The organism is Flavobacterium sp. (assembly GCF_035292545.1).
GTDB lineage: Bacteria > Bacteroidota > Bacteroidia > Flavobacteriales > Flavobacteriaceae > Flavobacterium.
Window position 1 is genome coordinate 28,550 of the sequence record NZ_DATDPV010000057.1, and the last position, 25,795, is coordinate 54,344.

Sequence of the window (25,795 nt, forward strand, 5' to 3'; positions counted from 1 at the left end):
AAATGTGTATTTTTGGCAATATGAAAATACTAAAAATTATTTTTTGGGTACTTTGGCGAATTTGGTTCTACATTTTATTGGGAGCTCCTATTCTAATCATGTTCCCTTTTTTATTTATTTCTATTCTTAAAGAAAAATGGTATCCTTATTTTTTTGCTATGGCAAGAATTTGGGCCAAGATTATTCTTTTCGGAATGGGATTTTATTATAAAGTAGAAAGAAGCCAAAAACTTGAAAAAGGGAAGAGCTATATGTTTGTGTCCAATCATACTTCGATGAGTGATATCATGCTGATGCTGGCAGTGATTAAAAATCCATTTGTATTTGTTGGTAAAAAAGAATTGGAGAAAATTCCGTTGTTTGGATTCTTCTATAAACGGACGTGTATTTTGGTTGACAGAAAATGTTCGAAAAGCAAAATGGGCGTTTTTGATCGTGCTCAAAAAAGATTGAATCAGGGATTGAGCATTTGTATTTTTCCTGAAGGTGGTGTTCCGGACAATGAATCGACTTTGTTGGACGAATTTAAAGATGGCGCTTTCCGATTGGCAATTGAACATCAAATTCCGATTGTCCCGATTACTTTTGCAGATAACAAAAAGCGATTTTCTTATACTTTTTTGAGTGGTAGCCCTGGAATTATGCGGGTAAAAATTCATCCTTTAGTGGAAACAAAAGGCAAAACACTTGACGACAGAAGAGAAGTGAAGGAGAAGGTCAGAACAATTATTCACAATCAACTTTTAGAGTTTAAAACAAAAAAAAGAGCACTTAACTAGAGTGCTCCTTTTGTTATTGCTAAAAAAGCAATAACACTTAACCTAACTTAACTAAAACGAAAAACCATAAGGTTTAAACCAAAAAACCTTAAAAACGATAACTTACACCAGTATATAATCCTAAAAAGTAGGGTTTGAAATTACCAGCGTCATTACTGAATGTATTAATTTGATATTTGAACATGGGTTCAAAATTTGCTTGAAATGATTTTAGGAAATTGTATTTGAAACCCAAACCAACGTTTGTGCTAAAATGCATATTGTTTAAATTGTTGGCTTTACCAATATTCATTTCTAATCCGGACGAAACTAAATAAACATCATTTTCATTAAGGTATAGCGTGCTTAATCCACCGATAATTTCCACACCAAATTTTTTATCTATAATTTTATAGGACAGTTCTAATGGAATTTCTATGTAACCCGTTTTTTGATTTATATTTCCATCAAACTTTTTAACGATTGTGTTGTTTGCTGAAATTTCAGGCAAAGCATTTGGATTTTTATTTTCTATTTGAATAATTGAACCCTGAGCGTTATTATCAAGATGTTTGATGGCTACAGCACTTTTATTTTGATAAAAAACGACATCATTAGTATTGTACTCAAGCGCAATAGCGTTTACACCTGTTCTCAGGCTGAATTTTGTGTTCAATGCATATTTTACACCCAAACCATAACCTAAATTTGTTTTGTAATCTTTGCTGTTGTTTTCAAATTTTTCATCTAAAGGAGAACCATTCGATGTTGAACTAAAATAAATAGGAGCCACATTAGGGGTAATTTGCCATTTGTCTGATTTTGGTTCTTTGGCAACGGCAACAACTTTATTTTCCTTTTCCTTCAATAATTCTTCTAATTCATTAGGAACAATTATCGCAATGGAAGCAGAGTCTGTTTTTTTAATAATATCATTATTAGGTGCGATATTAATTTGATTTTTATTCTCTAATATTTGATTGTTAACGGTGTTCTCTAATGATTTATTTTTAGTTGAATTTTGATTTACCAATCCAGAATCAGGAGTTTTGTTTGAATCGATTTTTAAGTTTAAATTCTCGGTAATAGAGTTGCTCTCTTTCTTGGTTTTTAAATCGGTCCCTTTGGTGTTTTTTCTATTATCGTTTTTAGAATCGTTAGAAACGATTGCTTTGTTTGTTTTCGATTTTAAATAAGTATCCGTTTTTGATTTTCCTTCAGTTACAGATAATTTATCGTTAGTTATTCTGTTTGAAGAATTCGGATTGCTGTTTTTTTCTATTTCAGGTTTTGAAACCCCAGATTGTGTTGTGGCATCTTTAGGTGAATTCCATTCTGTTTTATTATTATTTTTTGATTTAGAAATTTCAGATTGGATTATGATTTCGTTAGAAGAATCCGAATTGTCATTTGCTTCTGTTTTTGTTTTTGCAACTTCGGACGACGTGATGATTTCTTTATTTTTTGTTGAATTTAAATCCGAATTTTCAAGACGGCTGTTCTCTTCAATTACAACATTAGAATCGGTGTCTTTATTAGAATTTAATAAAGAATTGGTTATTAAAAAACCAATAAGTAACGTGGCAGCAATCCCGGAAAGTTTCAGCCAAAATGGAATCACTTTTCGATTTCTTTTCTTTTCTTCTAATCTGGATTCGATGTTTTTCCATACTTTTTCTGATGGTTCAACTTCGAAATCTTTAAATTTTTCCTGAAAAAGACGCTCTATGTTTTTTCTCTCGCTCATTTTGCTGAGTGTAAATTATTTATTGTGGTATAATGTTCTATTTTTTCTTTTAAAATCATTTTGGCTCTTGACAAATTCGATTTTGAAGTTCCTGTTGTAATGCTTAGCAGTTCTGAAATTTCCTTATGTGAATAACCGTCAATGACAAAAAGATTAAAAACCAATCGATACCTATCGGGCAATTCCTGAATCAGTTTCATCAAATACTCAAGAGAAATAGCATCCTCATCAATATCAACTTCTGAATCATCGATTATATCCTCATTCACCAGTTCAAGAAAACTAACATTTCGGTATTGTTGAAGCACATTATTTACCATGATGCGCTTTATCCAGCCTTCGAAAGAACCTTTGAATGTGTATTGATTTATTTTATCAAAAATGATTAAAAACCCATCTTGTAAATTATCTTCCGCTTCGGCATAGTTCCGCGAATACTTCAAGCAAACGGAAAACAATTTGGCCGAAAATAATCGGTACAACTGTTCTTGAGCTTTAGCATCATTATTCTTACAATCGGTAATGAGCTTTTCTAAACTCAAGATAAAATAGTTTTAAATTAATTATGGCAAAACCTCAATTTCATAGGTTAGGTATTGATCAACACCACTGGTGTCAGTTCCTGTCCAAAACTTAAAAACATAGATGCCATCAGTAGTTGGCTTAAAACTTAACGGAACTTCAAATAGATTTCCGCTGTCATCCTGACAATTATTTTGATCTAATTTTACAGCATTAATGGCAACAGTTCTGGTGTTTGCATTGATGTCGTAATAAAAACCATTAAAAATATAACAATCAGTAGGTCTGGTGTATTTTACTGTTATTTCTGAAATTGAATCTACAGCATAAGTACTTGGCATTATTACGCTTTCCACGGGCAACACAACAAATTCTGACTGTGGTTCTCCATCCACGCTACAAGAGCTAATGGTGAAAATCAACATAAAAAGGAAAACTAATTTTTTCATTTTAAATTATAATTAATATATTATAAGATACAATTTACAACAAAAGGTTGCGTCCAAAAACAAAAAATCCCGAAAACTTTCGGGATTTAAATGTTATGCGTTATTTTCTTTGATTCGAGCCTTGATTTTTAATTCTAACTCATCGGCCAATTCCGGATTGTCTTTGATTAAAGATTTCACCGCATCACGTCCTTGTCCTAATTTGGTTTCCCCATAACTAAACCATGAACCTGCTTTTTTAACGATCTCAAATTCTACGGCTAAATCTAATATTTCGCCAGTTTTAGAAACTCCTTCACCATACATTATGTCAAATTCGGCCACTTTAAAAGGCGGAGCTACTTTGTTTTTAACCACTTTTACTTTGGTTCTGTTACCAATTACATTATCGCCATCTTTTATTTGTGAAGAACGACGAATGTCTAAGCGAATCGAAGCATAAAATTTCAATGCATTTCCTCCGGTAGTCGTTTCAGGATTTCCAAACATTACACCGATTTTCTCTCTCAATTGGTTGATGAAAAATACCGTACAGTTGGTTTTGCTGATGGTTCCGGTTAGTTTTCTTAAAGCCTGTGACATTAAACGGGCGTGTAATCCCATTTTAGAATCACCCATTTCGCCTTCAATTTCACTTTTTGGTGTCAAAGCTGCTACCGAGTCAATCACGACGATGTCAATCGCTCCGGAACGAATTAAGTTTTCGGCAATTTCTAAAGCCTGCTCTCCGTTATCCGGTTGAGAAATAATCAAATTTTCAATGTCTACCCCTAATTTCTCGGCATAATTTCTGTCAAAAGCGTGTTCTGCATCAATAAAAGCAGCAATTCCGCCAGCTTTTTGTGCTTCTGCAATAGCATGAAGCGTTAAAGTTGTTTTTCCAGAAGACTCCGGACCGTATATTTCTATAATTCTACCTCTTGGATATCCGTTTACACCAAGTGCTAAATCCAGACCTAAAGATCCCGAAGAAATGGTTTCCACTTCTTCTACGGCTTTATCGCCCATTTTCATCACGGTTCCTTTTCCGTAGGTTTTATCTAATTTGTCAAGCGTTAATTGTAAGGCTTTTAATTTGGCTTCTCTCTCTGGATTCCCTTTTTCTTTGTCTGAACTCATCTTTACTTTCATTTATAGTCGCTCTTATTTTTTAGTAAAAATACTTTTTTTTTTTGAATGGCAATGTGCTGATTAAAACAAAGATTATTGCGTTTTCATAATTTAATAAAGAAAAATATATTTTGTACTTTTGCCAATTATCATTTAGTTATGCAAAAACTTATTTCGTATCCAATTTCTTTCATCTGCTATATTCTGTTTTTGTTGCTATTAATCATTTTTCATCCGATTCAATGGATTTGCTTGAATGTTTTTGGTTATCAGGCGCATAAAAAAAGTGTCGATTATATGAATTTGGGTTTGTTGAAAATTGCCAATCTTTTAGGAGCCACTTTTAAATTTGAAAACATAGACAGTATTCCGAAAGACGTTCCAATTATATTTGTATCCAATCACCAGAGCTTGTACGATATTATTGCCATGATTTGGTTTCTGAGACGTTTTCATCCCAAATTTGTCAGCAAAAAAGAATTAGGTAGCGGCGTTCCGAGTGTTTCATACAATTTGCGTCATGGCGGTTCGGTTCTAATCGACAGAAAAGATCCAAAGCAGGCGATTCCTCTTATAAAAGGATTGTCAGAATATATTGAATTGCACAAGCGTTCGGCAGTGATTTTTCCGGAAGGAACAAGAACTAAAACTGGCGCGCCAAAAGAATTTGCGCAAAGCGGATTGAAAATTTTGTGCAAATATGCCCCTTCTGCTTATGTAGTTCCAATCAGTATTAACAACTCCTGGAAAATGTTTAAGTACGGATTTTTTCCTCTTGGTTTAGGAAATCGCCTTACCTTTACAGTCCATAAACCGCTGGCAGTGAAAGATTATACTTTTGAAGAAATCATGAGTAAAACAGAAAATGCTGTAGTTCAGGGAATTAAAATTTAAAAAATAGAATTATGTCTATAAAAAACATGCGTCTGGAAGTGATGCAATTTCTAGAAAACAAGGTTGACAGTTTTGTTGACCAATATCTTATACCGGTTGAAAAAATTTGGCAACCGACTGATTTTTTGCCAAATTCGGAGAGCGATACTTTTTTTGAAGAAGTAAAAGAATTACGTGAATTAGCTAAAGATTTACCTTACGATTTTTGGGTTGCCATGGTAGGTGATACGATTACAGAAGAAGCGTTGCCAACTTATGAATCATGGTTAATGGACGTGGAAGGCGTAGATAATTTAGAACGAAATGGTTGGTCTAAATGGGTACGTCAATGGACAGGAGAAGAAAATCGTCATGGCGACGTTTTAAATAAATATTTGTATTTATCAGGTCGTGTTAATATGCGTGAAGTAGAAATGACGACGCAGCATTTAATTAGTGACGGTTTTGATATTGGTACCGGAAGAGATCCTTATAAAAACTTTGTTTATACCAGTTTTCAGGAATTAGCGACCTATGTTTCACACAATCGGGTTTCGCAATTGGCTAAAAATTATGGCGATAATAAATTGTCTAAGATGTGTAAAATGATTGCCGGTGACGAAATGCGTCATCACCATGCCTACAGCCAGTTTGTCACCGAAATTTTCAAGGTAGATCCTAGCGAAATGATGTTGGCTTTTAATTATATGATGAAAAATAAGATTGTGATGCCTGCTCATTTCTTGAGAGAATCAGGTAATAAAATCAGTTCTGCTTTTGAACAATTTTCAGATTCCGCACAACGAATCGGCGTTTATACGGCCAACGATTATGTAGAGATCATGCAAAAATTAATCGAGAAATGGGAGATTGATAAAATTTCCGGATTAACCGATGAAGCCGAAAAAGCTCGCGATTATCTGATGAAACTTCCAGGAAGAATGGCTAAAATATCAGAAAGATTAGTGATTCCGCAAGAATCGCATATTTTCAAATGGGTTGAACCGGCAACCAGATAAATTCACTAAATCCTTTCACTAAACGAAAGGATTTTTTTAATCACTTAAATATGAGTCATAAGGATTTAATAAACAATACCATTATTTTTGTAAAACAACAACTCGAAAATGCCGAAGGCGGACACGATTGGTTTCACATTCAACGGGTTTATAAAAATGCATTATCAATAGCCGATGAAGAAGTATGCGATGTTACCGTTGTAAAGCTAGGGGCTTTGCTTCATGATATTGCCGACAGTAAATTTCACAAAGGCGATGAAACTGTCGGGCCAAGAATAGCACGTGAATTTTTAGAAAGCGAAAACACACCGGAAGAAATCATCGTTCATGTGATTAACATCATTGAAAATATTTCCTTCAAAGGCGGTAATATCGAAAAGACATTTCATTCTATAGAATTGGATATTGTTCAGGATGCCGATCGTTTAGATGCAATTGGTGCGATTGGAATAGCGAGAACTTTCAATTACGGTGGTTTCAAAAACAGACCAATGTATAATCCTTTGATAGCTCCAAAAATGGATATGACAAAGGATGAATATAAAAATAGCGATGCACCAACATTGAATCATTTCTATGAAAAACTACTACTTCTGAAAGACAAAATGAATACCGAAACCGGAAAGCAAATTGCCAAAGAACGCCATCGTTTTATGGAAACGTTTCTTTCGCAGTTTTATGCCGAATGGGACGGTCATAAATAATAAAAAAAGCCAGAAAGTGATTTCTGGCTTTTTTATGTTATAAAGTGACTTTTAACAATTGTTTCTTCTTTCCTTTTCGTCCAAGAAACAAAATAGATTCATCTATAATTGCCCCTTTAGAAACCATAAATGGGACAGGTGAATTTTCGTCATCCAAAATTTCTTCATAATCAAAATCGCCATTCGGATTAATGCGGATTAAATTCAAATTGGATTTGTTTGTTCTGGTTTCCCCAAATTCAATTCTGTCATTTTTTAATTTCTTAATTTTCTCTCCTGTGTTAATAAAAAAGTACGTGGATTCATCTTTTACAATGGAAGTATAGGAGATGAATGGTTCGGAATCAATAGTTTTTCCTTGGCGTTTATTGATGTTTCTTGCCCAAACTAAATCGCCATCGCTATTCATTTTTGCAGATACGATATCATCGTAGTTATAAAAAGTCTGTCCACTGGCGCCATTGGAATGTTGTGTAGTCGTTATATATTCTTCCTGAGCATTGAATATCAGATTATTATTTTTAGTAATAAAACAACTTTTAAATTTTAAAAACTTCAAAGCTTTATCTTTATTTTCACCATATTTATCAATCATAAATTGCTCTGTAAACAGATTGTATTTTGATTGTAAAATTTCTAAAGAATTCGAATCTAACTTAAAGTAGCTGATTCCTTTAAATCTGAAATCTTTAATATCAGAATAGAATCCAAGACAAATAAGGTGATTGTCATGAAAAATTAATTTTAGTGACCCAATAAAATTTTCTTTCACATCAATAAATTGAGATTTTTGAAATTCGGAAGTCATTTTTGTTATTTCAAACAGATATTTACCGCCTTCAGATTTTTTCCTTTCTTCTTCAGTATAAGTTTTCCCTAAGAGATAAACAGAATTCCCGTCGGGTGCTACTTGAATGTTTTGGAATAAATAATTTTTATCTTTAATGTTTCTTGTAAATTCGGTGTCTATTTTTTTATTCAGTTTATTGTCAAACAAATAAAATTTTAAATACTCTGAATTTTCACCATTAAAATCCATGGTAATTGCAAATGCAGTATTAGTTTCATTTACATTCATAATGATATCAGACCCACCTTCATTTTTCGTAGCTCCGTATTTTTTATAGCCTGTAAAATTAAGTTTAGAATAATTTAAAAAACTTTCAGATGGAATATATTCAGATTCGGAATTTAAATTACCGGAATTGTCATTTGTCCACATTTCATTGGCACGCTTATAAAATTTTTGTTCTAAAGAAAACGTACCTATTTTCTTAACCTCTTCTTTAGTTAATCGGAACAACTCTTTTTTAGAAGTTTTAAAATCTTCCGTAATAATATTGGCTTGACAGATATATGTTTTTTCATTCAGATCATAATAAATTTCTATAATCTGAACTTCGTTTCCAATGGAGCAAATCCCTACGACCATATTGAATTTCTGGGAGTTAGGATGCTTCATATCAAATTCAAATTCTTTTTTTAAATCTAAATTCGAATCATAATGTTCCAAATAAAATCCTTGAGTATTCGAAATACCGCTACTTTTATAGGAACGCACCATTAAAACGCCACCTTTACCATCGTCTTTTGTCAGGACAATCGTAGATTTTTTATATTCATCTTCAAATTCACTACTTTTTTGAATTTTAAAAGGAATTGTTTGTGCATAATTGGATAAGAAAAACAATGAGGTAAAAACAAGAAATAATAATTTTTTCATCATTTGTTAATTTCCTTTAAACTCTGCTTTTCGTTTCTCTAAAAAGGCGGTTGTTCCTTCTCTGAAATCTTCGGTGCCAAAACATTTTCCAAAAGCTTTTATTTCAGTTTCAAAACCGTCAACGCCATCTTTGAAATTGGCATTTATTGCTTTTATTGCCTCACTAATTGCAACGGGTGAATTCTTCATTATTTTTTGCCCAATTCCATAACACAATGCTGCTAATTCAGTTTGAGGAACCACATGATTTACCAAACCGTATGTTTTCGCTTCCTCGGCATTGATTACTCCGGCTGTCATAATCATTTCCATGGCGCGGCCTTTTCCGACTAATTGTGGCAAACGCTGCGTACCGCCATAACCCGGAATAACACCAAGGGAAACTTCCGGCAAACCCATTTTGGCATTGTCAGAAGCTACTCTAAAATGACATGCCATTGCCAATTCTAAGCCACCGCCAAGTGCAAAACCATTAATGGCTGCAATAACGGGCGTTTTTAAATTCTCGACAAAATCAAATAATAATTCCTGACCTTGTTTGGCCAATTGCGTTCCTTCTTCTACTGAAAAATTTGCAAATTCCGAAATATCGGCGCCGGCAACAAAGGCCTTTTCACCACTTCCGGTAAGGACAATCACTTTGACTTCAGCATTAGTTTCTAAAGCATAAAAGGCATGATGCAATTCATGAATCGTTGCTTTATTCAGCGCATTTAATTTTGTGGGACGATTAATAATTAAGGTTGCAATTCCTTTTTCGTGTTCAATAAAAATATTTTCGTATTTCATCTTTTTTGAGTTATGATTTAATTATGGGAAGCGAAACTGTGAAAGTGGTTCCTTTTCCGGATTCAGTTTCAAATGTAATTGTTCCTTTGTAATTTTCAATAATGTTTTTTATAATTCCGAGACCTAAACCCATTCCGCTGCTTTTTGTGGTGAATTTTGGTTCAAAAATCCGATTGAGATTTTCTTTTTCCATGCCAATTCCATTGTCTTTCACTACAATCAAAACATTGTTTTGTTCTTTTTTTACCATGACCAAAACCAATTTTTTCTCCTGCTCTTCCGGAATGGATTGAATGGCATTTTTTACCAGATTGGTAATGATTCGAATCAATTGTGTCCGATCCATTTTTGTAATGATTACTTTTTCATTACTTTCAAAAACGATAAATTCTTCGTTAAATATATCAAGAGCCAATTCCACCACATTGACTACATCTAAAGTCTCATTTTGTTGCGCCGGCATTGATGCAAAATTAGAAAATGCCGAAGCTACCGAACTCATTGTGTCAATTTGCTGAATCAATGTTTTGGAATAGTCGTTCAGTTTTTGTTTCAAATCCGGATCGTTCGGATCGAATTTCCTTTGAAAACTTTGTACCGTCAGACGCATAGGCGTAAGCGGATTCTTAATTTCGTGAGCGACTTGTTTTGCCATTTCTCGCCAGGCTTCTTCCCGTTCACTTTGCGCCAGTTTTATAGCGCTCTGTTCAAGTTCGTCAACCATTCTGTTGTAGGCTTTTATCAGTAAATTGATTTCTTTGCTATTGGCTTCCAAAACGATTTTTTCATTTTTTTTAGTCAAACGGGTTTCGCTTAATTTATCTGAAATGGTTTTTAGGGATTTTGTAATATAGGTGGAAAGGAAATAGGCCAAAGCAAAAGCAATTACCAGCATAAAAGAGTACACCTGACCTAATCGGAGTAGGAAATTTTTCAATTCATTTTCATAATAACTGTCATCTTCAACATAAGGCAAGTTCAGAATTCCAAGTGGTTTGAATTTCTCATCTTTAATCTGACTATAGGAAGAACGATTTCGTATGCCGTTAACATTTTTAATGTCCACGTATCTTTTTTCGATGGATGATTGAACCAATTTCAGGATGTATTTCGGAATTGGTGGCGCAACATTGTCTACTGAAAATGAAGCTTTGGAGGACTTTAATAACTTACCGTCCAGTCCATAAATGTTAATTTCAAGACTGTGAATTTGGGCCAGTTCGTGAATTTTATCTTTAAAAATCAGATCTAGATTATTAGTGGTCAAAGGATAAGTTGTGGTAGAAAGCACATAATTAATGTGTTCTTTTATGGCACTTTCTTTGCGCTCTAAACGTTCCTGGTGGTATTCTTTGGCCTCGTTTTTAAACTGAATGATAGAAACAGAAGCCATTAATATTGAGGCAATCAATATCAATACAATCATCGAAAGGAAAATCCTGATTCGTAAGGAAAGCATCGACATTTTGAACCTTTTTTGCATGATTATGACTTATTTCTCTCTCGTATTCGTTTGTACATTTTGAATCCCAACATGATAATTATTGAAAACAGAAAGATTCCGATAACTCCGTAAATCCAATTAACGGCATTTTTTAATATGACTAAAAAAACGACGGCAAACAGTATAATTGTGGCACCTTCATTCCACAATCGCATGAAGTTAGTGGTGTATTTAACTTCGTCATTTTGCAGTTGTCTGAATATTTGGTGGCATTTTAAATGATACAAATAAAGCGCAAAAACAAAGCCAAGTTTTACCTGCATCCAATCCTGACCTAAAAAACCAGGTATTAGATATAATAAGGAGAAGGCAAAAATACTTGCTAATATTGCTGAGGGCCAAGTAATAATGTACCACAATCTATAGGTCATTATTTTGTATTGTTTTTGTAGAATTTCCTTTTCCGGCGAAGGTTTTTCGGCGGCTTCAATTTGGTAAACAAATAACCGCACAATATAAAAAAGTCCCGCAAACCAAGTGATTACAAATATGAGATGTAAAGATTTTAAGTATTCATACATAGAATCGTTTTTAAAAAATTAGCCACGAATAGCACGAATTTACACTAATTATTGAGTTCGTGCAAATTCGTGCAATTTGTGGCAAAAATAGTCTGTTTTTTTCTTAAATATCGATTGGTCTAGAATCAATAAATTATTTGGCCCACTCATTGATCCAGTTACTGACTGTTTTACACCAATCATCGCTGTCATTCAAACAAGGAATGGCTTTAAAATTCTCGCCTCCGTGTTCCTTAAATTGATGGTTGGCTTCCATGGCAATTTCTTCGAGTGTTTCCAAACAATCCGAAACAAAAGCAGGCGTTACAACCGCCAGGTTTTTTATTCCTTTTTCCGGCATTTTATTTACTTCCACATCCGTGTAAGGGGTTAGCCATTTGTCGCCCGCCAATCTGGATTGAAAGGTTTGGCTGTATTTTCCTTCTGGAATTCCAAGATATTTAACTACTTGTTTTGTGGTTTCATAACATTGGTGACGGTAACAAAATTCATGTGCCGGCGAAGGCGTATTGCAACATGAACCATCGATTTTGCAATGAGATTTTGTGATGTCGGTTTTGCGTATGTGACGTTCGGGAATTCCATGGTATGAAAACAACAAATGATCGTAATCGAAACCTTTCAAATGGTTTTTGATAGAATTTGATAAATCCTTGATATAGTCTGGTTTGTTGTAAAACGCAGGAACAATCGTGAATTTCATGTTTGGGAAATATTTTTTTCGGTGCTCTTCCGCTAAAACCAATATGGTTTCTGTTGAAGCCATCGCATGTTGAGGATACAAGGGAAATAGTAAAACTTCATCAACGCCTTGGTCGGCCAATTCCTGAAGTCCGGATAAAAGGGAGGGATTTCCGTATCGCATTGCTAGTGAAACAGGAATTTCAACCTGGGGTTTTACTTTTTCGTGCATTCTTTTTGAAATGACTACAAGAGGAGAACCTTCGTCCCACCAGATTTTCTTGTATGCAGCAGCAGATTTTTTAGGTCTTGTTTGAAGAATAATTCCTCGAACCAATAAGGCTCGCAATAAAAAAGGCACATCGATTACCCTTTCGTCCATTAAAAACTCATCTAAATAGGTTTTAACATCTTTTGGTGTTGGACTTTCCGGGGAACCTAGGTTGACTAATAATACTCCTTTCATTTTTTTTATCAAAAGTAATACTAAATCTATTAAATCAAAAAAGTAATATTATTTATTATGTTCATAACAACTGTTAATGTTTTGTTGCTTATCGATTTTTTTAAACATTTTATCGATTATATGTTATATAAATACGCATGATAATAATATTTATATACATTTAAAAAGTTAAAATTATTTTCAAAGCAAAAAAAAAAAGAGTTCGTATGTAATTATAATGAAAATTATTGCGGACCAATATAATAAGGAAATCATCTAAAATTAACAAAACATTTGAGTTTAAAACATACTATCTGATTCATGACCTTTTAATTTTTATAACTTTTTAACCCTTTTTGTCTAGAAAAATATTGCCTATGAAGAAGTTTTACATCTGTTTTTTATTGTTACTTACTGTTAAAGTAATAGCTCAAACTAGCGGAGTTGGGATAGGGATAGCGAATCCTCAACAAAAGTTACACTTAGCCAATAGTGTTGGAACTGTTAGAATTGAAGGTCTGGATAAAAATCACAATGGTTATAATGGAGGTTTAGTTAGGCCAGCAAATGTAACTTACCCACTTTATGTTGACGGGAATGGTGTTTTGACACTTAAAATGGATCCTTATACCAATAGTGACGGCAGTGATGCAATTGACAATTCTTTATTACCGGCAACTAACTTGGAATTACTTGCTGGGGATACCGATGGTAAAGCAGAAACCACATTTTACACTTATAATATAGTCGTTACCAGACCTATAGTTCTTGAAATAAAATACAATATTAGTTTCGATGTTTACAATAATAGCACACTAACTCTTATCAATGACGGAGGCGCGAGAAGAATATCTACTTTTTATACTGTAGATAGTGGAACCAGAAGATATGGTCCGGCTTCTAAATGTTATTTTAATAATGCTACTGAAGGCGTTACAGGAACATTATACAACTCCAGCACAACTTATATTCCACTGGCTGTGGGTTCCCATGCCATTAAATTTAAAGCTGAAGTTTCTACTGCAACGCCATCTATTGCTACTTATGTTAAATTGGCTGTGGACACCGATGCAGTATTCATGAGATTTTATTAAAGAAATTATAACTATGAAAAAAACTTTACTCCTATTGTTATTCATTACTTTTCATTCTTATGCCCAGGTTGGGATTGGAATAATAAATCCTCAAGCGGACCTTCATATCGGAGGAACTACTTCTACTATTAGAATTGAAAGCTTAAACCATACCAATCAGCCGGTATTAAATGATGGGATTAAACTTGCGCCTGCTTATGTTACTGCTAATGGCGACATCACTATATCGCCTTCAGGCTATGTAGTTGGTGGCCCGGCAGGCTCAGTGGCGCCATTAAATTTCTTGTTATCCTATAAAAATTTCATCCCAGATGGGGCAGAAGGTTCTAGAACTGTAATTAATAATGGTCTTGGAATAACAGTAGTGAATGGATTAGTTTATACTTTACCATTTACCAGTCCTCAATCAGCTTTGATTGAAGTTAAATATGGAATTACCGTTGCTCTTTCTGCAACAGATTTTAATACTGCGAATGTCCCTCTTACCGATCCTCCTACATACGGAACTAATTTCACAGGTTTTTCCAGTCGTACATTCAGATTGTATTTTTGTATAGATTTAAATAACGATGGGCTAAGTGCTGCCGAATTATCAAAAAGATATGGTGTTAAAGGTCAGTCTTACGCTTCTGGAAATCAAGGTAGTCTCGGCTATGCATATATGAATTCACAAGGCTATGCAAATATTCCCGCCGGAAATCATTCATTGAAATTTTTTGGTGAAGTAGAAGATGGCGTAAATAAATACACAAGCGTTAGTTTTGGTTCTGCTCAGGATTATTTAAAACTAAGAATCTATAATTAAGATGATTATGAAGAAAACAATATACATTTTTATCTTTTTATTCTCACTGCTCAGTCACGCCCAAGTGGGAATTAATACATGCGTACCTGTTCAAGGAGTGCATGTCGCGGGAGCTTCCTCTCGAGTTGAGATTGATGGATTAAACAGCACCAATAATTCAAAAAACCTCGGATTAAACAATTCATCAAGAGTTTTTGTGAATACAAATGGAGATTTAGTACTTGGAGATTTAGCAAACAATATAGAAGTTCTTTTTGATGCTGAAAATTATCTGGAAGACCCGCAAACTACCGGAGGAACCCATGCAAACGATGTCTTGCAAACGGGATTGGGATCTGCATACACAGAAGTTGGGTATCCCAGATTAATTGGGCCCGGGTTATCGACATTCACACTTACCAAACCCGCAATTGTTGAAATAAACTACTCGCTTTCCTGGGGTAATATTGAAAAATCAGGGACTCGACTTGACGATGGGAATGCCCGTATTGTTCAGTGTCTAATGTATTTAAGATCAGGAGGGCCAGAAGGGGTAATTGTTGTAAATGATTTAGATGGTCAGCCAATAAGTTTAATTGGGGCTAATGGTCAGTTTTATACAAATAAATCTGGAACCATAGGAGAAAGGAATGGTTTTCACAATATAGGTACAGATTATGTAAAACTACCCGCAGGAACCTATTGTCCTATGTTTAAGGCTCAGCTGGCAGTATCAGATACAGGGTCAATGGGTGCAATTAAAATGTTTTTCGGTGTAGGAAAGGATGAAGTTCAAATCATAGCCCATTATTATAATTAATTCAAAAATAGTATCATAAAAAAGCAACCAATCCGGTTCCTTTTTTTATGTCTTTTTCTCCAGTAAATATTTTTTGGGTGTAGTAGCAAATTTCTTTTTAAATGCCGTAATGAAATGGCTTCCGGTGCTGTAGCCAATTTTCAATCCCACTTCATTTACATTATAGGATCCGGAATCTAATAATTTTCTGGCGTATTCCATCTTGTAATCAAATAAAAAGCCATAAACAGTATCACCATATATTTGTTTGAAACCCATTTTAAGTTTTTTTAAATTCAAGCCAATTTGATCAGCCAGTTCCTGTAGCCCAGGAGGTTCGGCCATATTGGCAATAACAATGTCTTTGGCTTTACGAATTTTCATCACATTCTCTTCATCAATCAAAAACGGACATTGCTCTGCATTTGGGTCTTCAGTTCGGTTGAAATATAAACTCAGTAATTCATACCCTTTTCCTTTGTAGTACAAATTTTTGATGGATGGATGCAGATTATAATGAAACAATTGACTCAAAACTATCGCCATAGAAGGACTGATATTCCCTTCGTTATAATATTTTTTATCTTTATTGTCATTACTCAAAAAGGTGATATAATCGGCTTCGGTAGAAAACAAAGCATGAAACTTTTTTATGGAAACTATGACTGAAATTACCCAGGATTGCGGTGCTAATTCTAAATTTAATGGCAGTTCTTTTTGCGGATTATATAGCAATAATGACTTCTCTTCTTTTAAATCAAGCGCATAATTTCCCTGATTGAAAATATATTTTGCCTTCCCTTTAATACCAAAGTGAAATTGTATCAAACCTTGATTTATAGGTCTTTCTACTCGAAAAACTTCATTTTCATCATTCTGAAAACGAATTAAAATAAAATCATCTTCAATTTTTATTACTTCTTGAGAACCCATAGCGATGTTTTTACGTATATGATTTTGAAACAAGCTTGAAATCTATTTAGAATTATTCTACATAAGACATTGCAAAGGACTTGTATTCAGTACAAATTTAAAATAAATTATGATGTTTATGGTAAATTGGACAAAAATATCTCTTAGCGACACAAATAGTCCCTACAGCGTTACTTTTATAAAAACTATAGTAATAATTTTGTTGAACTTTTAGGAAAGTATATATGGAAAATAATAACTTATCAAAACCTCAATATTTCTACGCCGTTGGATTAAGCTATAAAAAAGCGGATGCCGAGATTAGAGGAAAATTTAGTTTAGATGCTTTAGCCAAAACCCGTTTACTTAAACAAGCTAAGGAAGAAGGTATCGAAAGTTTAATCGTAACTTCTACTTGCAACAGAACCGAGATTTATGGTTTTGCTGAACATCCTTTCCAGCTAATCAAATTAATTTGCGAAAATAGCCAAGGCACCGTGGAATCATTCCAAAGTGTAGGTTTTGTATATAAAAACCAAGAAGCCATCAATCACATGTTTCGTGTAGGAACAGGTTTAGACAGTCAGATTTTGGGTGATTTTGAAATCATCAGCCAGTTAAAAAACAGTTTTGCAGAATCCAGATCTTTTGGATTAATCAATACTTACCTGGACCGATTAATCAATGCGGTAATTCAGGCCAGCAAAAAAATCAAAAACGAAACACAAATCAGTTCCGGAGCAACATCAGTTTCTTTTGCTTCTGTTCAATATATTATCAAAAACGTAGAAAATATTGGCACCAAGAACATCCTGCTTTTTGGGACCGGAAAAATCGGTAGAAATACCTGCGAAAATTTAGTAAAACATACTAAAAACGAGCATATTACTTTAATTAACAGAACAAAATCAAAAGCTGAAAAGATTGCCGGAAAGCTGAATTTAATCGTAAAAGATTACTCTGAATTGCATCTCGAACTGCAAAAAGCAGATGTCGTTGTAGTGGCCACCGGAGCTCAAAATCCAACGATAGACAAAGCCATTCTGAATCTGAAAAAACCAATCCTTATTCTAGATTTATCGATTCCGAAAAACGTGAACGAAGATGTAAAAGAACTGGAAGGCGTAACTTTAATTCACATGGATCATCTGGCTCAAATGACCGATGACACTCTAGAAAACAGAAAAAAACACATTCCTGCTGCCGAAGCCATCATTGCTGAGGTAAAAGAGGAATTTATAGTTTGGACCAAAGCACGAAAATTTGCCCCAACCATTCATGCTTTAAAAGCAAAACTGAATGCTATAAAAATCGCGGAATTGAACTTCCAAAGCAAAAAAATTACTGGTTTTAATGAAGAACAGGCCGAAATAATCAGCAACAGAATCATCCAGAAAATAACAACGCACTTTGCCAATCACTTGAAAGATGATGACACCATGGTGGATGAAAGCATCGAGTGGATTAAAAAAGTGTTCCAAATTGAAGCGACCGCAAAATAATGACTAAAACTATACGCATCGGAACTCGTGACAGCGAACTCGCGCTCTGGCAGGCCCACACAGTCCAAAAAAAATTAAACGATTTAGGCTATAAAACCGAAATTATTGCCGTGAAATCTCAAGGCGATATCATTCTCGACAAACCATTATACGAATTAGGCATTACAGGAATTTTTACCAAAACCCTCGACATTGCCATGATTAATGGCCAAGTAGACATCGCGGTGCATTCCATGAAAGACGTTCCCACGGCTTTGCCAATCGGAATTGTTCAGGCCGCAGTTTTGGAACGTGCCAATACCTTAGATATCTTAGTTCACAAAGGAAATCTCGATTTTCTGGAAGGAAACGGAACTATCGCTACAGGAAGTTTGCGTCGTCAGGCACAATGGCTGCATAAATATCCGAATCATAAAGTGGTGGATTTACGTGGAAACGTAAACACCAGAATGCAAAAACTCAAAGATAACGATTGGGACGGAGCCGTTTTTGCCGCGGCAGGATTAGAAAGAATCAACCTCAAACCTAAAACATTCATCGATTTAGACTGGATGATTCCGGCACCCGCACAAGGCGCAATGGTCATTGTAGCCATGGCAAACGACGAATTCTGCAGAGAAGCCGTTTCTGAACTCAATGACATCGAAACCGAAGTGTGCACCCATATCGAAAGACAATTCCTAAAAACCCTCGAAGGCGGCTGTACCGCACCAATTGGCGCACTGGCAACCTTTACCGAAGACACCATTGAATTCAAAGGCGTTTTGTTCTCCATTGACGGAAAACAAAAACTGGAAATCGAAAAATCAGTTCCTCTCCAAGAATGGAAAAAATTAGGTTATAATGCAGCTCAGGAAATTCTAAACAATGGCGGAGCAGCATTAATGAAAAACATAAAAGAAACATTAAAAAAATAAGGAGCGAAAAGTTCGGGCATTGTATCCAATCATTTTCCCGCTTTTCCTTCCAAATCTTTTTGTTTAAAAAAAACAAAAAGGATTTTCCCTTCAATCGGGGCTAAAAGAATAATTTTAGGCTTCTATTAAAAAACAGTAAAAAATGCAAAATCAAATCAACATACTTTCCACAAAAATACTTTTGCCACATCAAAAGCAAGAACTGGTAAATGCCAATTTTAATGTCATTGAAGCCGATTTTATCTCAACCGAAAACAAAGATTTCGAGTTAAATAAAATCAACGACAATTTGATCTTTACTAGTCAAAATGCGGTAAACAGTATCTTACGTCACCCAAAATGTGAGGAACTTAAGACTAAAAACGTTTTTTGTGTAGGTCTGAAAACCAAAATATTATTATCAGAAAGCGGTTTCAATGTCATCGCCTATACGGGTTATGCTTCAGATTTATCCGAAATCATAACGTTGATTTATTCCATTGAAAGTTATACGTTTTTCAGCGGAAACATGCGTCGCGAAACCTTGCCAAAAGCATTAAAAGAGGCCGGAATCAAATTCAACGAAATTGAAGTCTACGAAACAACGCTGACCCCAAAGAAAATTAAAGATAAAGTTGACAGTATCTTATTTTTTAGTCCGTCAGGCGTAGAAAGCTATTTGAAAGATAATACCATAAAAAAAGAAACCTGTTTTTGTATTGGTGACACGACCGCAGAAGCATTAGCAAAAATAACCAAGAATATAATAATCGCAGAACAACCATCCGTGGAAGATGTGATTGAGGAATGTATAAACGAGTATAGATAATTTTTTAGCCTTAAGCAATAAGCTTTAGGCTGTAGCAAAAAAAACATACCGCTTAAAGCTTATTGCTTAAAGCCAAAAGCCAAAAAAAAATGATAAAGAACGACCTATTTTTAAGAGCATTAAAAGGAGAAACTGTACAACGCCCACCCGTTTGGATGATGCGTCAAGCCGGAAGATATTTACCGGAATTTATAGCACTTCGTGATAAATATGATTTCTTCACCCGTTGTCAAACTCCGGAATTAGCTGCTGAAATCACCGTACAACCAATAAGAAGAATTGCTCCGGATGCTGCGATTTTGTTTTCGGATATTTTGGTAATTCCTCAAGCTATGGGTATTGAAGTGTTGATGAAAGAAAATTTTGGTCCGTTTTTACCAAATCCAATTCGTACGATTCAGGATGTAGAAAAAGTAATTGTTCCGGATGTTCATGAAACTTTAGGATATGTTTTTGACGCAATCAAATTGACCAAAGAAATGTTGAATGATGAGGTGCCGTTAATCGGTTTCGCAGGTTCTCCTTGGACAATTATGTGTTATGCAGTGGAAGGGAAAGGATCTAAAAGTTTTGATATGGCCAAAGGATTTTGTTTCCAACATCCAGAAGCTGCTCATGTTTTATTGCAAAAAATCACCGATACCACTATTTTATATCTAAAAGAAAAAGTAAAAGCGGGAGTAAATGCCGTTCAGATTTTTGACTCTTGGGGTGGAATGTTATCTCCTGTGGATTATCAGGAATTCTCTTGGAAATACATCAACCAAATCATCGAAGCTTTGGCCGATGATGCGCCGGTTATTGTTTTCGGTAAAGGATGTTGGTTCGCATTAGGCGAAATGGGGAAAAGTAGGGCTTCGGCACTTGGTGTTGACTGGACTTGTTCGCCAAGAAATGCACGATACTTGTCTGGTGGAAATATCACTTTACAAGGAAATTTTGATCCATCAAGATTATTATCGCCAATTCCGGTGATTAAGAAAATGGTACACGAAATGATTGATGAATTCGGAAAAGATAAATATATCGTGAATTTAGGTCACGGCATTTTACCGAACATTCCGGTAGATCACGCAAAAGCATTTATTGATGCGGTGAAGGAATACAATCAATAGACAGATTTAAATATTCAGTTTTCAGTTAGAATAAATGAAAGAACAATTCTATACCTACATACAAAACCTGCAAGATCAAATCTGCAAAGGTTTGGAAGCTATTGAAGGTCAAGCCAAATTCCGCGAAGACCTTTGGGAACGTCCGGAAGGCGGAGGAGGAAGAACCCGCGTGATAGAAAACGGAAAAGTTTTCGAAAAAGGCGGAGTCAATATTTCGGCAGTTCACGGGAAATTACCCGAAGCCATGCAAAAAATGTTCAACGTAGGCGAAGCTGATTTTTTTGCCTGCGGACTGAGTCTGGTTTTGCATCCAAAGAGTCCAATGGTGCCAACGGTTCATGCCAATTGGCGTTATTTCGAAATGTACGATGATAACGGAAATGTGATTCAGCAATGGTTCGGAGGCGGACAAGATTTAACACCCTATTATTTGTTTGAAGAAGATGCGATTCATTTTCATCAAACCTGCAAAACCGCTTGCGATAAAAATGACCCGGAGTTTTATCCAAAATACAAGAAACAATGCGACGCCTATTTCTGGAATGCACATCGCAACGAAGCGAGAGGAATTGGCGGCCTGTTTTTCGATTATTGCAAAGCAACCGATGATATGAGCATGCAAAACTGGTTCGATTTCGTATCTGAAGTCGGCAATAGTTTCCTCGAAGCTTACGTTCCAATTGTAGAAAAAAGAAAAAACCTACCGTATACTCCAGAACAAAGAACCTGGCAGGAAATCCGCCGCGGTCGTTATGTCGAATTCAATTTGGTTCACGATAAAGGAACCCTATTCGGACTAAAAACCAACGGAAGAATCGAAAGCATCCTGATGAGTTTACCACCGCATGTGCAATGGGTTTACGATCATCATCCGGAAGTTGGAAGCGAAGAAGAAAAACTAGTAAATGTATTAGAAAAACCAATTGATTGGATTTAAGCGCAAAGTAAAACAACTTTAAACCTTAAACTTTTCAAACTCTAAAAAAAATGATATGTTCCCATTACACAGAGGCAGAAGATTAAGAACTAACGAATCGATTAGAAGCTTAGTTCGGGAAACCAGTTTAAGTCCGGCGGACTTTATGTTTCCCATGTTTATAACAGAAGGTGAAAACATAAAAGTAGAAATTCCTTCTATGGTTGGAATTTACCGTCGTTCGATAGATTTAACCGTCGAAGAAGTCAAAGAAATATTTGCATTGGGAATTCGTGCGGTGAATATTTACGTAAAAGTAGATGAATCTCTAAAAGACAACGCAGGAAATGAAGCCTGGAATCCAAACGGATTAATGCAAAATGCCATTCGCGCCATAAAAGCTGCTTGTCCGGAAATGATAGTCATGCCCGATGTAGCTTTAGATCCATACTCTATTTATGGTCATGACGGAATTATCGAAAAAGGAGATGTTGCCAACGATGCCACTAACGCCGCATTGGTTAAAATGGCTGTTTCTCATGCTGAAGCAGGAGCCGATTTTGTAGCACCTTCTGACATGATGGACGGACGCGTACTGCGTTTGCGTGAAGGTTTAGATGCTGCCGGTTTTCATAATGTAGGCATCATGAGCTATTCTGCCAAATACGCTTCGGCATTTTACGGACCCTTTCGTGATGCCCTGGACAGTGCTCCCGTGGATAATGCTGAAATTCCAGAAGATAAAAAAACGTATCAAATGGATTATGCCAACCGTATCGAAGCCATCAAAGAAGCCCTGTGGGATGTAGAAGAAGGCGCCGATATGGTCATGGTAAAACCGGGAATTGCCTATTTAGACATCGTTCGCGAAGTCAAAAATGCGGTAAATGTTCCCGTGACGGTATTTCATGTTTCAGGCGAATACGCCATGATTAAAGCTGCCGCCGAAAGAGGCTGGCTCGATCACGACAAAATTATGATGGAGCAATTAATGTGCATCAAAAGAGCAGGAGCCAGTTTAATTTCGACTTATTTTGCCAAAGAAGCCGCGATACTTTTAAATAAATAATTCGGGGAGCTAATCCCGCTATTCGCCATATCTTTATGTTTTTAAAGAAAAAACATAAAGATACCGCTTCTATCGGGGCTAAAAAAACAAGAACCATTCGTTTGCTGCGAATGGTTTTTTATTTCCATAAAATCCTCTCCAAACCATAAAAAGATATATCTTTAAAATATGGAAACCGCATATATTAAAACCCCTTTAGGAATTGCTAGAATTGATGGCGATGAAAACGGCATTTCGGTAATCTCAGTTTTGGATGAAGGCGAAGTTTCTGCCGAAATTCCAATGATTTTGCAAGAATCTGTTTTACAATTAAACGATTATTTCGAAGGAAAAAGAAACGATTTCACCTTCAAACTAAATCCAAAAGGAACCGAATTTCAGCAAAAAGTGTGGAAAGGATTATTAGAAATCCCTTTCGGAAAAACAATGTCCTATCTTGAACTGTCTAAAAAACTAGGCGATGTCAAAGCCATTCGTGCAGTAGCATCTGCCAATGGAAAAAACCCGCTTTGGATAGTAGTTCCATGTCACAGAGTCATTGGAACCGATGGTTCGCTCACTGGTTATGCAGGAGGATTGTGGCGTAAAAAATGGCTGCTCGAACACGAAAACCCAACAAATCAGCAAAGTTTATTCTAAAAAAACAAAAAATTTATTTCTGTTTAAAAAAGTAAAAGAGAATTTATGTAAATTAGTACCGATAGCTTTCTGGATTAGAAGCTTTTAAAAAATTGTAAAATGAAATTCATTAAAAAATGCCTCCTTTGGTTTGCCGTTATCATAGCTTCTGTAGTCCTGTTAGCTTATGTTTTTGATGTAGATTATTTGTTAAAAGCGGTGAGAACCATTTATGTAAATGGCCACACAACTGCCTATCTGGAAGACTACAAAGAGTTTGACAACCGACAAATTGAAAAAAGCAATATAGCACAGCCGTGGGCCATCCACAAAGAATACAACAAAGTAACCGCCACGCCGGAATTAGAAAAAACCCATAAAGAAATTGGAACAGTCGCTTTTTTAATCATAAAAAACGATAGTATCTGGCACGAAAGTTACTATGACGGATTTAACAAAGACTCAAAATCCAATTCCTTTTCTATGGCAAAAAGTGTCGTTTCGGCATCACTCGGAAAAGCCATTATGGAAGGAGAAATAAAAAGTTTGGACCAGCTTGTTTCTGAATTTTTTCCAGAATTCAAAGAAGGGAAAGCAGCAAAAATGACCGTTGGCGATTTGTCCTCCATGGCTTCAGGATTGAATTGGGATGAATCGTATTACAGTCCGTTTTCGGTAACCACTCGCGCTTATTTTGATGATGATTTAAACAAAGTGATTCTCGGATTAAAAGTAGTTGAAGAACCCGGAAAAAAATACAAATACCTTAGCGGCAATACCCAATTACTTGCAATGGTTATCGAGAAAGCCACAGGAAAAAGTTTAGCCAACTATGTTTCCGAAAAATTTTGGAGACCCATGGGAGCCGAAAACGAAGCGCTTTGGGAAACTGATGACGAAAATGGAATTGTAAAAGCATTTTGCTGTATTGCAAGCAATGCCAGAGATTTTGCTCGTTTTGGCAAACTATATAAACAATACGGGAAATGGAACGGAAAACAAATTTTAGATAGTGCCTTTATAGCCAAATCGATTACGCCAAGATTTACAGCCTCACCACAATACGGTTATGGCTGGTGGTTGAGCAATCATAATGGCAAAAAAATATTCTCTATGCGAGGTCATTTGGGACAATATGTAATCGTAATTCCGGAGGATGAATTAATTATCGTCAGATTAGGTCACGAAAAAGGATTGCAATCCCCAAAAGCAGCCTATAGCGATGACTTTTTTGTGTATATAGATCAAACTTATAAAATGTTAGGTAAATGATAGAAAAAATTAAACTGGAACACATATTATTCCTTGATATCGAAACCGTTCCGGAAGCATCCGATTTTAATGAACTGGATGCCGAAATGAGAGATCTTTGGGAACACAAAACCCAATACCAGAGAAAAGAAGAATACACGCCGGAAGACTTTTATGACCGAGCTGGAATTTGGGCAGAATTTGGGAAAATCGTCTGTATTTCGGTAGGTTATTTTACGTTCAAAGGCGACATTCGTCATTTTCGGGTAACTTCTTTTTTTGGAGAAGAAACCAAGATTTTACGTGATTTCAGCAATCTGTTAAACAATCATTTCAACCAGCCGCAACATGTTTTGTGTGGTCATAATGCCAAGGAATTTGACATCCCGTTTATAGCCAGAAGAATGATTATCAATCAAATTACCATTCCGAATAAGTTGAATTTATTTGGTAAAAAACCATGGGAAATTCCACATTTGGACACTTTAGAATTGTGGAAATTTGGCGATTATAAGCATTTCACTTCTTTAAAATTACTAACCAAAATCCTCGGAATCCCATCTCCTAAAGGCGATATAGACGGCAGTCAGGTTGGACATGTTTTTTATGTGGAAAAAGATATCGACCGCATCGTTACCTATTGTGAAAAAGACACGATTGCCGTGGCGCAAATTTTCCTGCGTTTACGAAGAGAAGATTTATTGATTGAGGAAGAGATTGTTCATATTTAAATGATTTAGAGACAACTCTTTATTTCGCTGGGGATGAACTATGCTTAAAAGAAAATTTATTTTTAATTATTATCTAAATAAAAAACCAAATACAACATGAAATTATTAAAATATGTATTGCTTATATTCGGGATTTTGGGAGTGATTGCTGCAATTTATAATATGATACATGAAGGTACATTCTCTTATATTAAAACAGTTTTTGTGGGATTATTATTCATTTTAGCTTCATTCAATTTGGAAATAATAATGAACTGGTTTAAAAAACCTAATCCTGAAATTTAGATTTTTTGTCACAGATAAATTTTGAAGATGTTGAAAACGAGATTTTCACAATGACTTTTTGTTTGAAGAGGAAATCATACATGATAAGGATTCAATCATTGTAATTGATAATTGAAATTGTTATTGATTTATTACATTTACAAAAATTA

The 25,795-nt window shown here is 35.2% G+C and carries 26 protein-coding genes; 16 read left to right on the plus strand and 10 right to left on the minus strand.

Annotation, left to right across the window (positions count from 1 at the left end):
- The first annotated feature begins 20 nt into the window (after positions 1–20).
- Positions 21–779 (plus strand): lysophospholipid acyltransferase family protein, encoded by a 759-nt coding sequence (locus VI621_RS09250; RefSeq protein ID WP_324218096.1) that lies wholly within the window; start codon positions 21–23, stop codon positions 777–779.
- A gap of 88 nt (positions 780–867) precedes the next feature.
- Here the strand turns inward: VI621_RS09250 and VI621_RS09255 are convergent, their stop codons facing one another.
- The 4 genes from VI621_RS09255 to recA all read right to left on the minus strand — a co-directional run bounded on the left by VI621_RS09255 (position 868) and on the right by recA (position 4,595).
- Complete coding sequence (locus VI621_RS09255) at positions 868–2,505, minus strand: outer membrane beta-barrel protein (protein ID WP_324218097.1); 1,638 nt, start codon at positions 2,503–2,505, stop codon at positions 868–870.
- On the minus strand, positions 2,502–3,047 hold the full coding sequence (locus tag VI621_RS09260) for a sigma-70 family RNA polymerase sigma factor (RefSeq protein WP_324218098.1): 546 nt from the start codon (positions 3,045–3,047) through the stop codon (positions 2,502–2,504). Before VI621_RS09260 ends, VI621_RS09255 begins: the two co-directional genes overlap by 4 nt.
- Positions 3,048–3,068: 21 nt before the next feature.
- Positions 3,069–3,476, minus strand: coding sequence for a hypothetical protein (locus tag VI621_RS09265; protein ID WP_324218099.1), 408 nt, complete (start codon positions 3,474–3,476; stop codon positions 3,069–3,071).
- A gap of 93 nt (positions 3,477–3,569) precedes the next feature.
- Positions 3,570–4,595 (minus strand): recombinase RecA, encoded by a 1,026-nt coding sequence (recA, locus tag VI621_RS09270; RefSeq protein ID WP_324218100.1) that lies wholly within the window; start codon positions 4,593–4,595, stop codon positions 3,570–3,572.
- A 150-nt stretch (positions 4,596–4,745) separates the two neighbouring features.
- On the opposite strand from recA, the gene VI621_RS09275 reads away from it, so the two are divergent.
- The 3 genes from VI621_RS09275 to VI621_RS09285 are packed head-to-tail and all read left to right on the plus strand — an operon-like array spanning position 4,746 to position 7,182.
- The gene (locus VI621_RS09275) at positions 4,746–5,480 is read left to right on the plus strand and encodes a lysophospholipid acyltransferase family protein (protein ID WP_324218101.1); all 735 of its coding nucleotides are present in this window, start codon (positions 4,746–4,748) and stop codon (positions 5,478–5,480) included.
- An 11-nt stretch (positions 5,481–5,491) separates the two neighbouring features.
- A complete protein-coding gene (locus VI621_RS09280; protein ID WP_324218102.1) occupies positions 5,492–6,478 on the plus strand; it encodes an acyl-ACP desaturase in 987 nt (328 codons plus the stop codon).
- Positions 6,479–6,528: 50 nt separating this feature from the next.
- The gene (locus tag VI621_RS09285) at positions 6,529–7,182 is read left to right on the plus strand and encodes an HD domain-containing protein (RefSeq protein ID WP_324218103.1); all 654 of its coding nucleotides are present in this window, start codon (positions 6,529–6,531) and stop codon (positions 7,180–7,182) included.
- A 37-nt stretch (positions 7,183–7,219) separates the two neighbouring features.
- Here the strand turns inward: VI621_RS09285 and VI621_RS09290 are convergent, their stop codons facing one another.
- The 5 genes from VI621_RS09290 to hemH all read right to left on the minus strand — a co-directional run bounded on the left by VI621_RS09290 (position 7,220) and on the right by hemH (position 12,866).
- The gene (locus VI621_RS09290; RefSeq protein WP_324218104.1) at positions 7,220–8,908 is read right to left on the minus strand and encodes a hypothetical protein; all 1,689 of its coding nucleotides are present in this window, start codon (positions 8,906–8,908) and stop codon (positions 7,220–7,222) included.
- A gap of 3 nt (positions 8,909–8,911) precedes the next feature.
- Positions 8,912–9,694: an enoyl-CoA hydratase/isomerase family protein gene (locus tag VI621_RS09295; RefSeq protein WP_324218105.1), complete on the minus strand. Its 783-nt coding sequence runs from the start codon at positions 9,692–9,694 to the stop codon at positions 8,912–8,914.
- A gap of 10 nt (positions 9,695–9,704) precedes the next feature.
- A complete protein-coding gene (locus VI621_RS09300) occupies positions 9,705–11,120 on the minus strand; it encodes a sensor histidine kinase (protein WP_324218231.1) in 1,416 nt (471 codons plus the stop codon).
- 59 nt (positions 11,121–11,179) lie between these two features.
- Entirely contained in the window at positions 11,180–11,719 is a 540-nt protein-coding gene (locus VI621_RS09305) for a CopD family protein (RefSeq protein WP_324218106.1), read from the minus strand.
- 133 nt (positions 11,720–11,852) lie between these two features.
- Positions 11,853–12,866, minus strand: a complete 1,014-nt coding sequence (gene hemH / locus VI621_RS09310; protein ID WP_324218107.1) for a ferrochelatase — start codon at positions 12,864–12,866, stop codon at positions 11,853–11,855.
- A 356-nt stretch (positions 12,867–13,222) separates the two neighbouring features.
- Here hemH and VI621_RS09315 point away from each other — a divergent pair, with 356 nt between their 5' ends.
- The 3 genes from VI621_RS09315 to VI621_RS09325 all read left to right on the plus strand — a co-directional run bounded on the left by VI621_RS09315 (position 13,223) and on the right by VI621_RS09325 (position 15,543).
- Positions 13,223–13,939, plus strand: coding sequence for a hypothetical protein (locus tag VI621_RS09315; RefSeq protein ID WP_324218108.1), 717 nt, complete (start codon positions 13,223–13,225; stop codon positions 13,937–13,939).
- A gap of 13 nt (positions 13,940–13,952) precedes the next feature.
- Positions 13,953–14,744: a hypothetical protein gene (locus VI621_RS09320; protein ID WP_324218109.1), complete on the plus strand. Its 792-nt coding sequence runs from the start codon at positions 13,953–13,955 to the stop codon at positions 14,742–14,744.
- A gap of 64 nt (positions 14,745–14,808) precedes the next feature.
- Positions 14,809–15,543 carry a hypothetical protein gene (locus tag VI621_RS09325; RefSeq protein WP_324218110.1) on the plus strand — a complete coding sequence of 245 codons (735 nt, stop codon included), beginning with the start codon at positions 14,809–14,811 and terminating at the stop codon, positions 15,541–15,543.
- Between the two features lie 45 nt (positions 15,544–15,588).
- Here the strand turns inward: VI621_RS09325 and VI621_RS09330 are convergent, their stop codons facing one another.
- A complete protein-coding gene (locus tag VI621_RS09330) occupies positions 15,589–16,455 on the minus strand; it encodes an AraC family transcriptional regulator (RefSeq protein ID WP_324218111.1) in 867 nt (288 codons plus the stop codon).
- Between the two features lie 224 nt (positions 16,456–16,679).
- On the opposite strand from VI621_RS09330, the gene hemA reads away from it, so the two are divergent.
- The 9 genes from hemA to VI621_RS09375 all read left to right on the plus strand — a co-directional run bounded on the left by hemA (position 16,680) and on the right by VI621_RS09375 (position 25,361).
- Positions 16,680–17,936 carry a glutamyl-tRNA reductase gene (gene hemA / locus VI621_RS09335; RefSeq protein ID WP_324218112.1) on the plus strand — a complete coding sequence of 419 codons (1,257 nt, stop codon included), beginning with the start codon at positions 16,680–16,682 and terminating at the stop codon, positions 17,934–17,936.
- The gene (hemC, locus tag VI621_RS09340; protein WP_324218232.1) at positions 17,933–18,853 is read left to right on the plus strand and encodes a hydroxymethylbilane synthase; all 921 of its coding nucleotides are present in this window, start codon (positions 17,933–17,935) and stop codon (positions 18,851–18,853) included. The genes hemA and hemC overlap by 4 nt, the downstream gene beginning before the upstream one ends.
- 142 nt (positions 18,854–18,995) lie before the next feature.
- On the plus strand, positions 18,996–19,661 hold the full coding sequence (locus VI621_RS09345; RefSeq protein ID WP_324218113.1) for a uroporphyrinogen-III synthase: 666 nt from the start codon (positions 18,996–18,998) through the stop codon (positions 19,659–19,661).
- Between the two features lie 89 nt (positions 19,662–19,750).
- A complete protein-coding gene (gene hemE / locus VI621_RS09350; protein WP_131477278.1) occupies positions 19,751–20,776 on the plus strand; it encodes a uroporphyrinogen decarboxylase in 1,026 nt (341 codons plus the stop codon).
- Positions 20,777–20,810: 34 nt separating this feature from the next.
- Positions 20,811–21,713, plus strand: a complete 903-nt coding sequence (gene hemF / locus VI621_RS09355; RefSeq protein ID WP_324218114.1) for an oxygen-dependent coproporphyrinogen oxidase — start codon at positions 20,811–20,813, stop codon at positions 21,711–21,713.
- A gap of 55 nt (positions 21,714–21,768) precedes the next feature.
- Entirely contained in the window at positions 21,769–22,761 is a 993-nt protein-coding gene (hemB, locus tag VI621_RS09360; protein ID WP_324218115.1) for a porphobilinogen synthase, read from the plus strand.
- A 168-nt stretch (positions 22,762–22,929) separates the two neighbouring features.
- A complete protein-coding gene (locus tag VI621_RS09365; RefSeq protein WP_324218116.1) occupies positions 22,930–23,400 on the plus strand; it encodes a methylated-DNA--[protein]-cysteine S-methyltransferase in 471 nt (156 codons plus the stop codon).
- Between the two features lie 99 nt (positions 23,401–23,499).
- Positions 23,500–24,651, plus strand: a complete 1,152-nt coding sequence (locus VI621_RS09370) for a serine hydrolase (RefSeq protein WP_324218117.1) — start codon at positions 23,500–23,502, stop codon at positions 24,649–24,651.
- Positions 24,648–25,361 carry a 3'-5' exonuclease gene (locus VI621_RS09375; RefSeq protein ID WP_324218118.1) on the plus strand — a complete coding sequence of 238 codons (714 nt, stop codon included), beginning with the start codon at positions 24,648–24,650 and terminating at the stop codon, positions 25,359–25,361. The genes VI621_RS09370 and VI621_RS09375 overlap by 4 nt, the downstream gene beginning before the upstream one ends.
- Positions 25,362–25,795 lie beyond the last annotated feature (434 nt).

What these genes read in the sequence shown, in the direction of transcription:
- VI621_RS09250 (WP_324218096.1), top strand. Translation starts at nt 21, where the DNA reads ATGAAAATACTAAAAATTATTTTTTGGGTACTTTGGCGAATTTGGTTC.
- VI621_RS09255 (WP_324218097.1), bottom strand. Translation starts at nt 2,505, where the DNA reads ATGAGCGAGAGAAAAAACATAGAGCGTCTTTTTCAGGAAAAATTTAAA.
- VI621_RS09265 (WP_324218099.1), bottom strand. Translation starts at nt 3,476, where the DNA reads ATGAAAAAATTAGTTTTCCTTTTTATGTTGATTTTCACCATTAGCTCT.
- recA (WP_324218100.1), bottom strand. Translation starts at nt 4,595, where the DNA reads ATGAGTTCAGACAAAGAAAAAGGGAATCCAGAGAGAGAAGCCAAATTA.
- VI621_RS09275 (WP_324218101.1), top strand. Translation starts at nt 4,746, where the DNA reads ATGCAAAAACTTATTTCGTATCCAATTTCTTTCATCTGCTATATTCTG.
- VI621_RS09280 (WP_324218102.1), top strand. Translation starts at nt 5,492, where the DNA reads ATGTCTATAAAAAACATGCGTCTGGAAGTGATGCAATTTCTAGAAAAC.
- VI621_RS09285 (WP_324218103.1), top strand. Translation starts at nt 6,529, where the DNA reads ATGAGTCATAAGGATTTAATAAACAATACCATTATTTTTGTAAAACAA.
- VI621_RS09290 (WP_324218104.1), bottom strand. Translation starts at nt 8,908, where the DNA reads ATGATGAAAAAATTATTATTTCTTGTTTTTACCTCATTGTTTTTCTTA.
- VI621_RS09295 (WP_324218105.1), bottom strand. Translation starts at nt 9,694, where the DNA reads ATGAAATACGAAAATATTTTTATTGAACACGAAAAAGGAATTGCAACC.
- VI621_RS09300 (WP_324218231.1), bottom strand. Translation starts at nt 11,120, where the DNA reads ATGATTGTATTGATATTGATTGCCTCAATATTAATGGCTTCTGTTTCT.
- VI621_RS09305 (WP_324218106.1), bottom strand. Translation starts at nt 11,719, where the DNA reads ATGTATGAATACTTAAAATCTTTACATCTCATATTTGTAATCACTTGG.
- hemH (WP_324218107.1), bottom strand. Translation starts at nt 12,866, where the DNA reads ATGAAAGGAGTATTATTAGTCAACCTAGGTTCCCCGGAAAGTCCAACA.
- VI621_RS09315 (WP_324218108.1), top strand. Translation starts at nt 13,223, where the DNA reads ATGAAGAAGTTTTACATCTGTTTTTTATTGTTACTTACTGTTAAAGTA.
- VI621_RS09320 (WP_324218109.1), top strand. Translation starts at nt 13,953, where the DNA reads ATGAAAAAAACTTTACTCCTATTGTTATTCATTACTTTTCATTCTTAT.
- VI621_RS09330 (WP_324218111.1), bottom strand. Translation starts at nt 16,455, where the DNA reads ATGGGTTCTCAAGAAGTAATAAAAATTGAAGATGATTTTATTTTAATT.
- hemA (WP_324218112.1), top strand. Translation starts at nt 16,680, where the DNA reads ATGGAAAATAATAACTTATCAAAACCTCAATATTTCTACGCCGTTGGA.
- VI621_RS09345 (WP_324218113.1), top strand. Translation starts at nt 18,996, where the DNA reads ATGCAAAATCAAATCAACATACTTTCCACAAAAATACTTTTGCCACAT.
- hemE (WP_131477278.1), top strand. Translation starts at nt 19,751, where the DNA reads ATGATAAAGAACGACCTATTTTTAAGAGCATTAAAAGGAGAAACTGTA.
- hemF (WP_324218114.1), top strand. Translation starts at nt 20,811, where the DNA reads ATGAAAGAACAATTCTATACCTACATACAAAACCTGCAAGATCAAATC.
- hemB (WP_324218115.1), top strand. Translation starts at nt 21,769, where the DNA reads ATGTTCCCATTACACAGAGGCAGAAGATTAAGAACTAACGAATCGATT.
- VI621_RS09365 (WP_324218116.1), top strand. Translation starts at nt 22,930, where the DNA reads ATGGAAACCGCATATATTAAAACCCCTTTAGGAATTGCTAGAATTGAT.
- VI621_RS09370 (WP_324218117.1), top strand. Translation starts at nt 23,500, where the DNA reads ATGAAATTCATTAAAAAATGCCTCCTTTGGTTTGCCGTTATCATAGCT.
- VI621_RS09375 (WP_324218118.1), top strand. Translation starts at nt 24,648, where the DNA reads ATGATAGAAAAAATTAAACTGGAACACATATTATTCCTTGATATCGAA.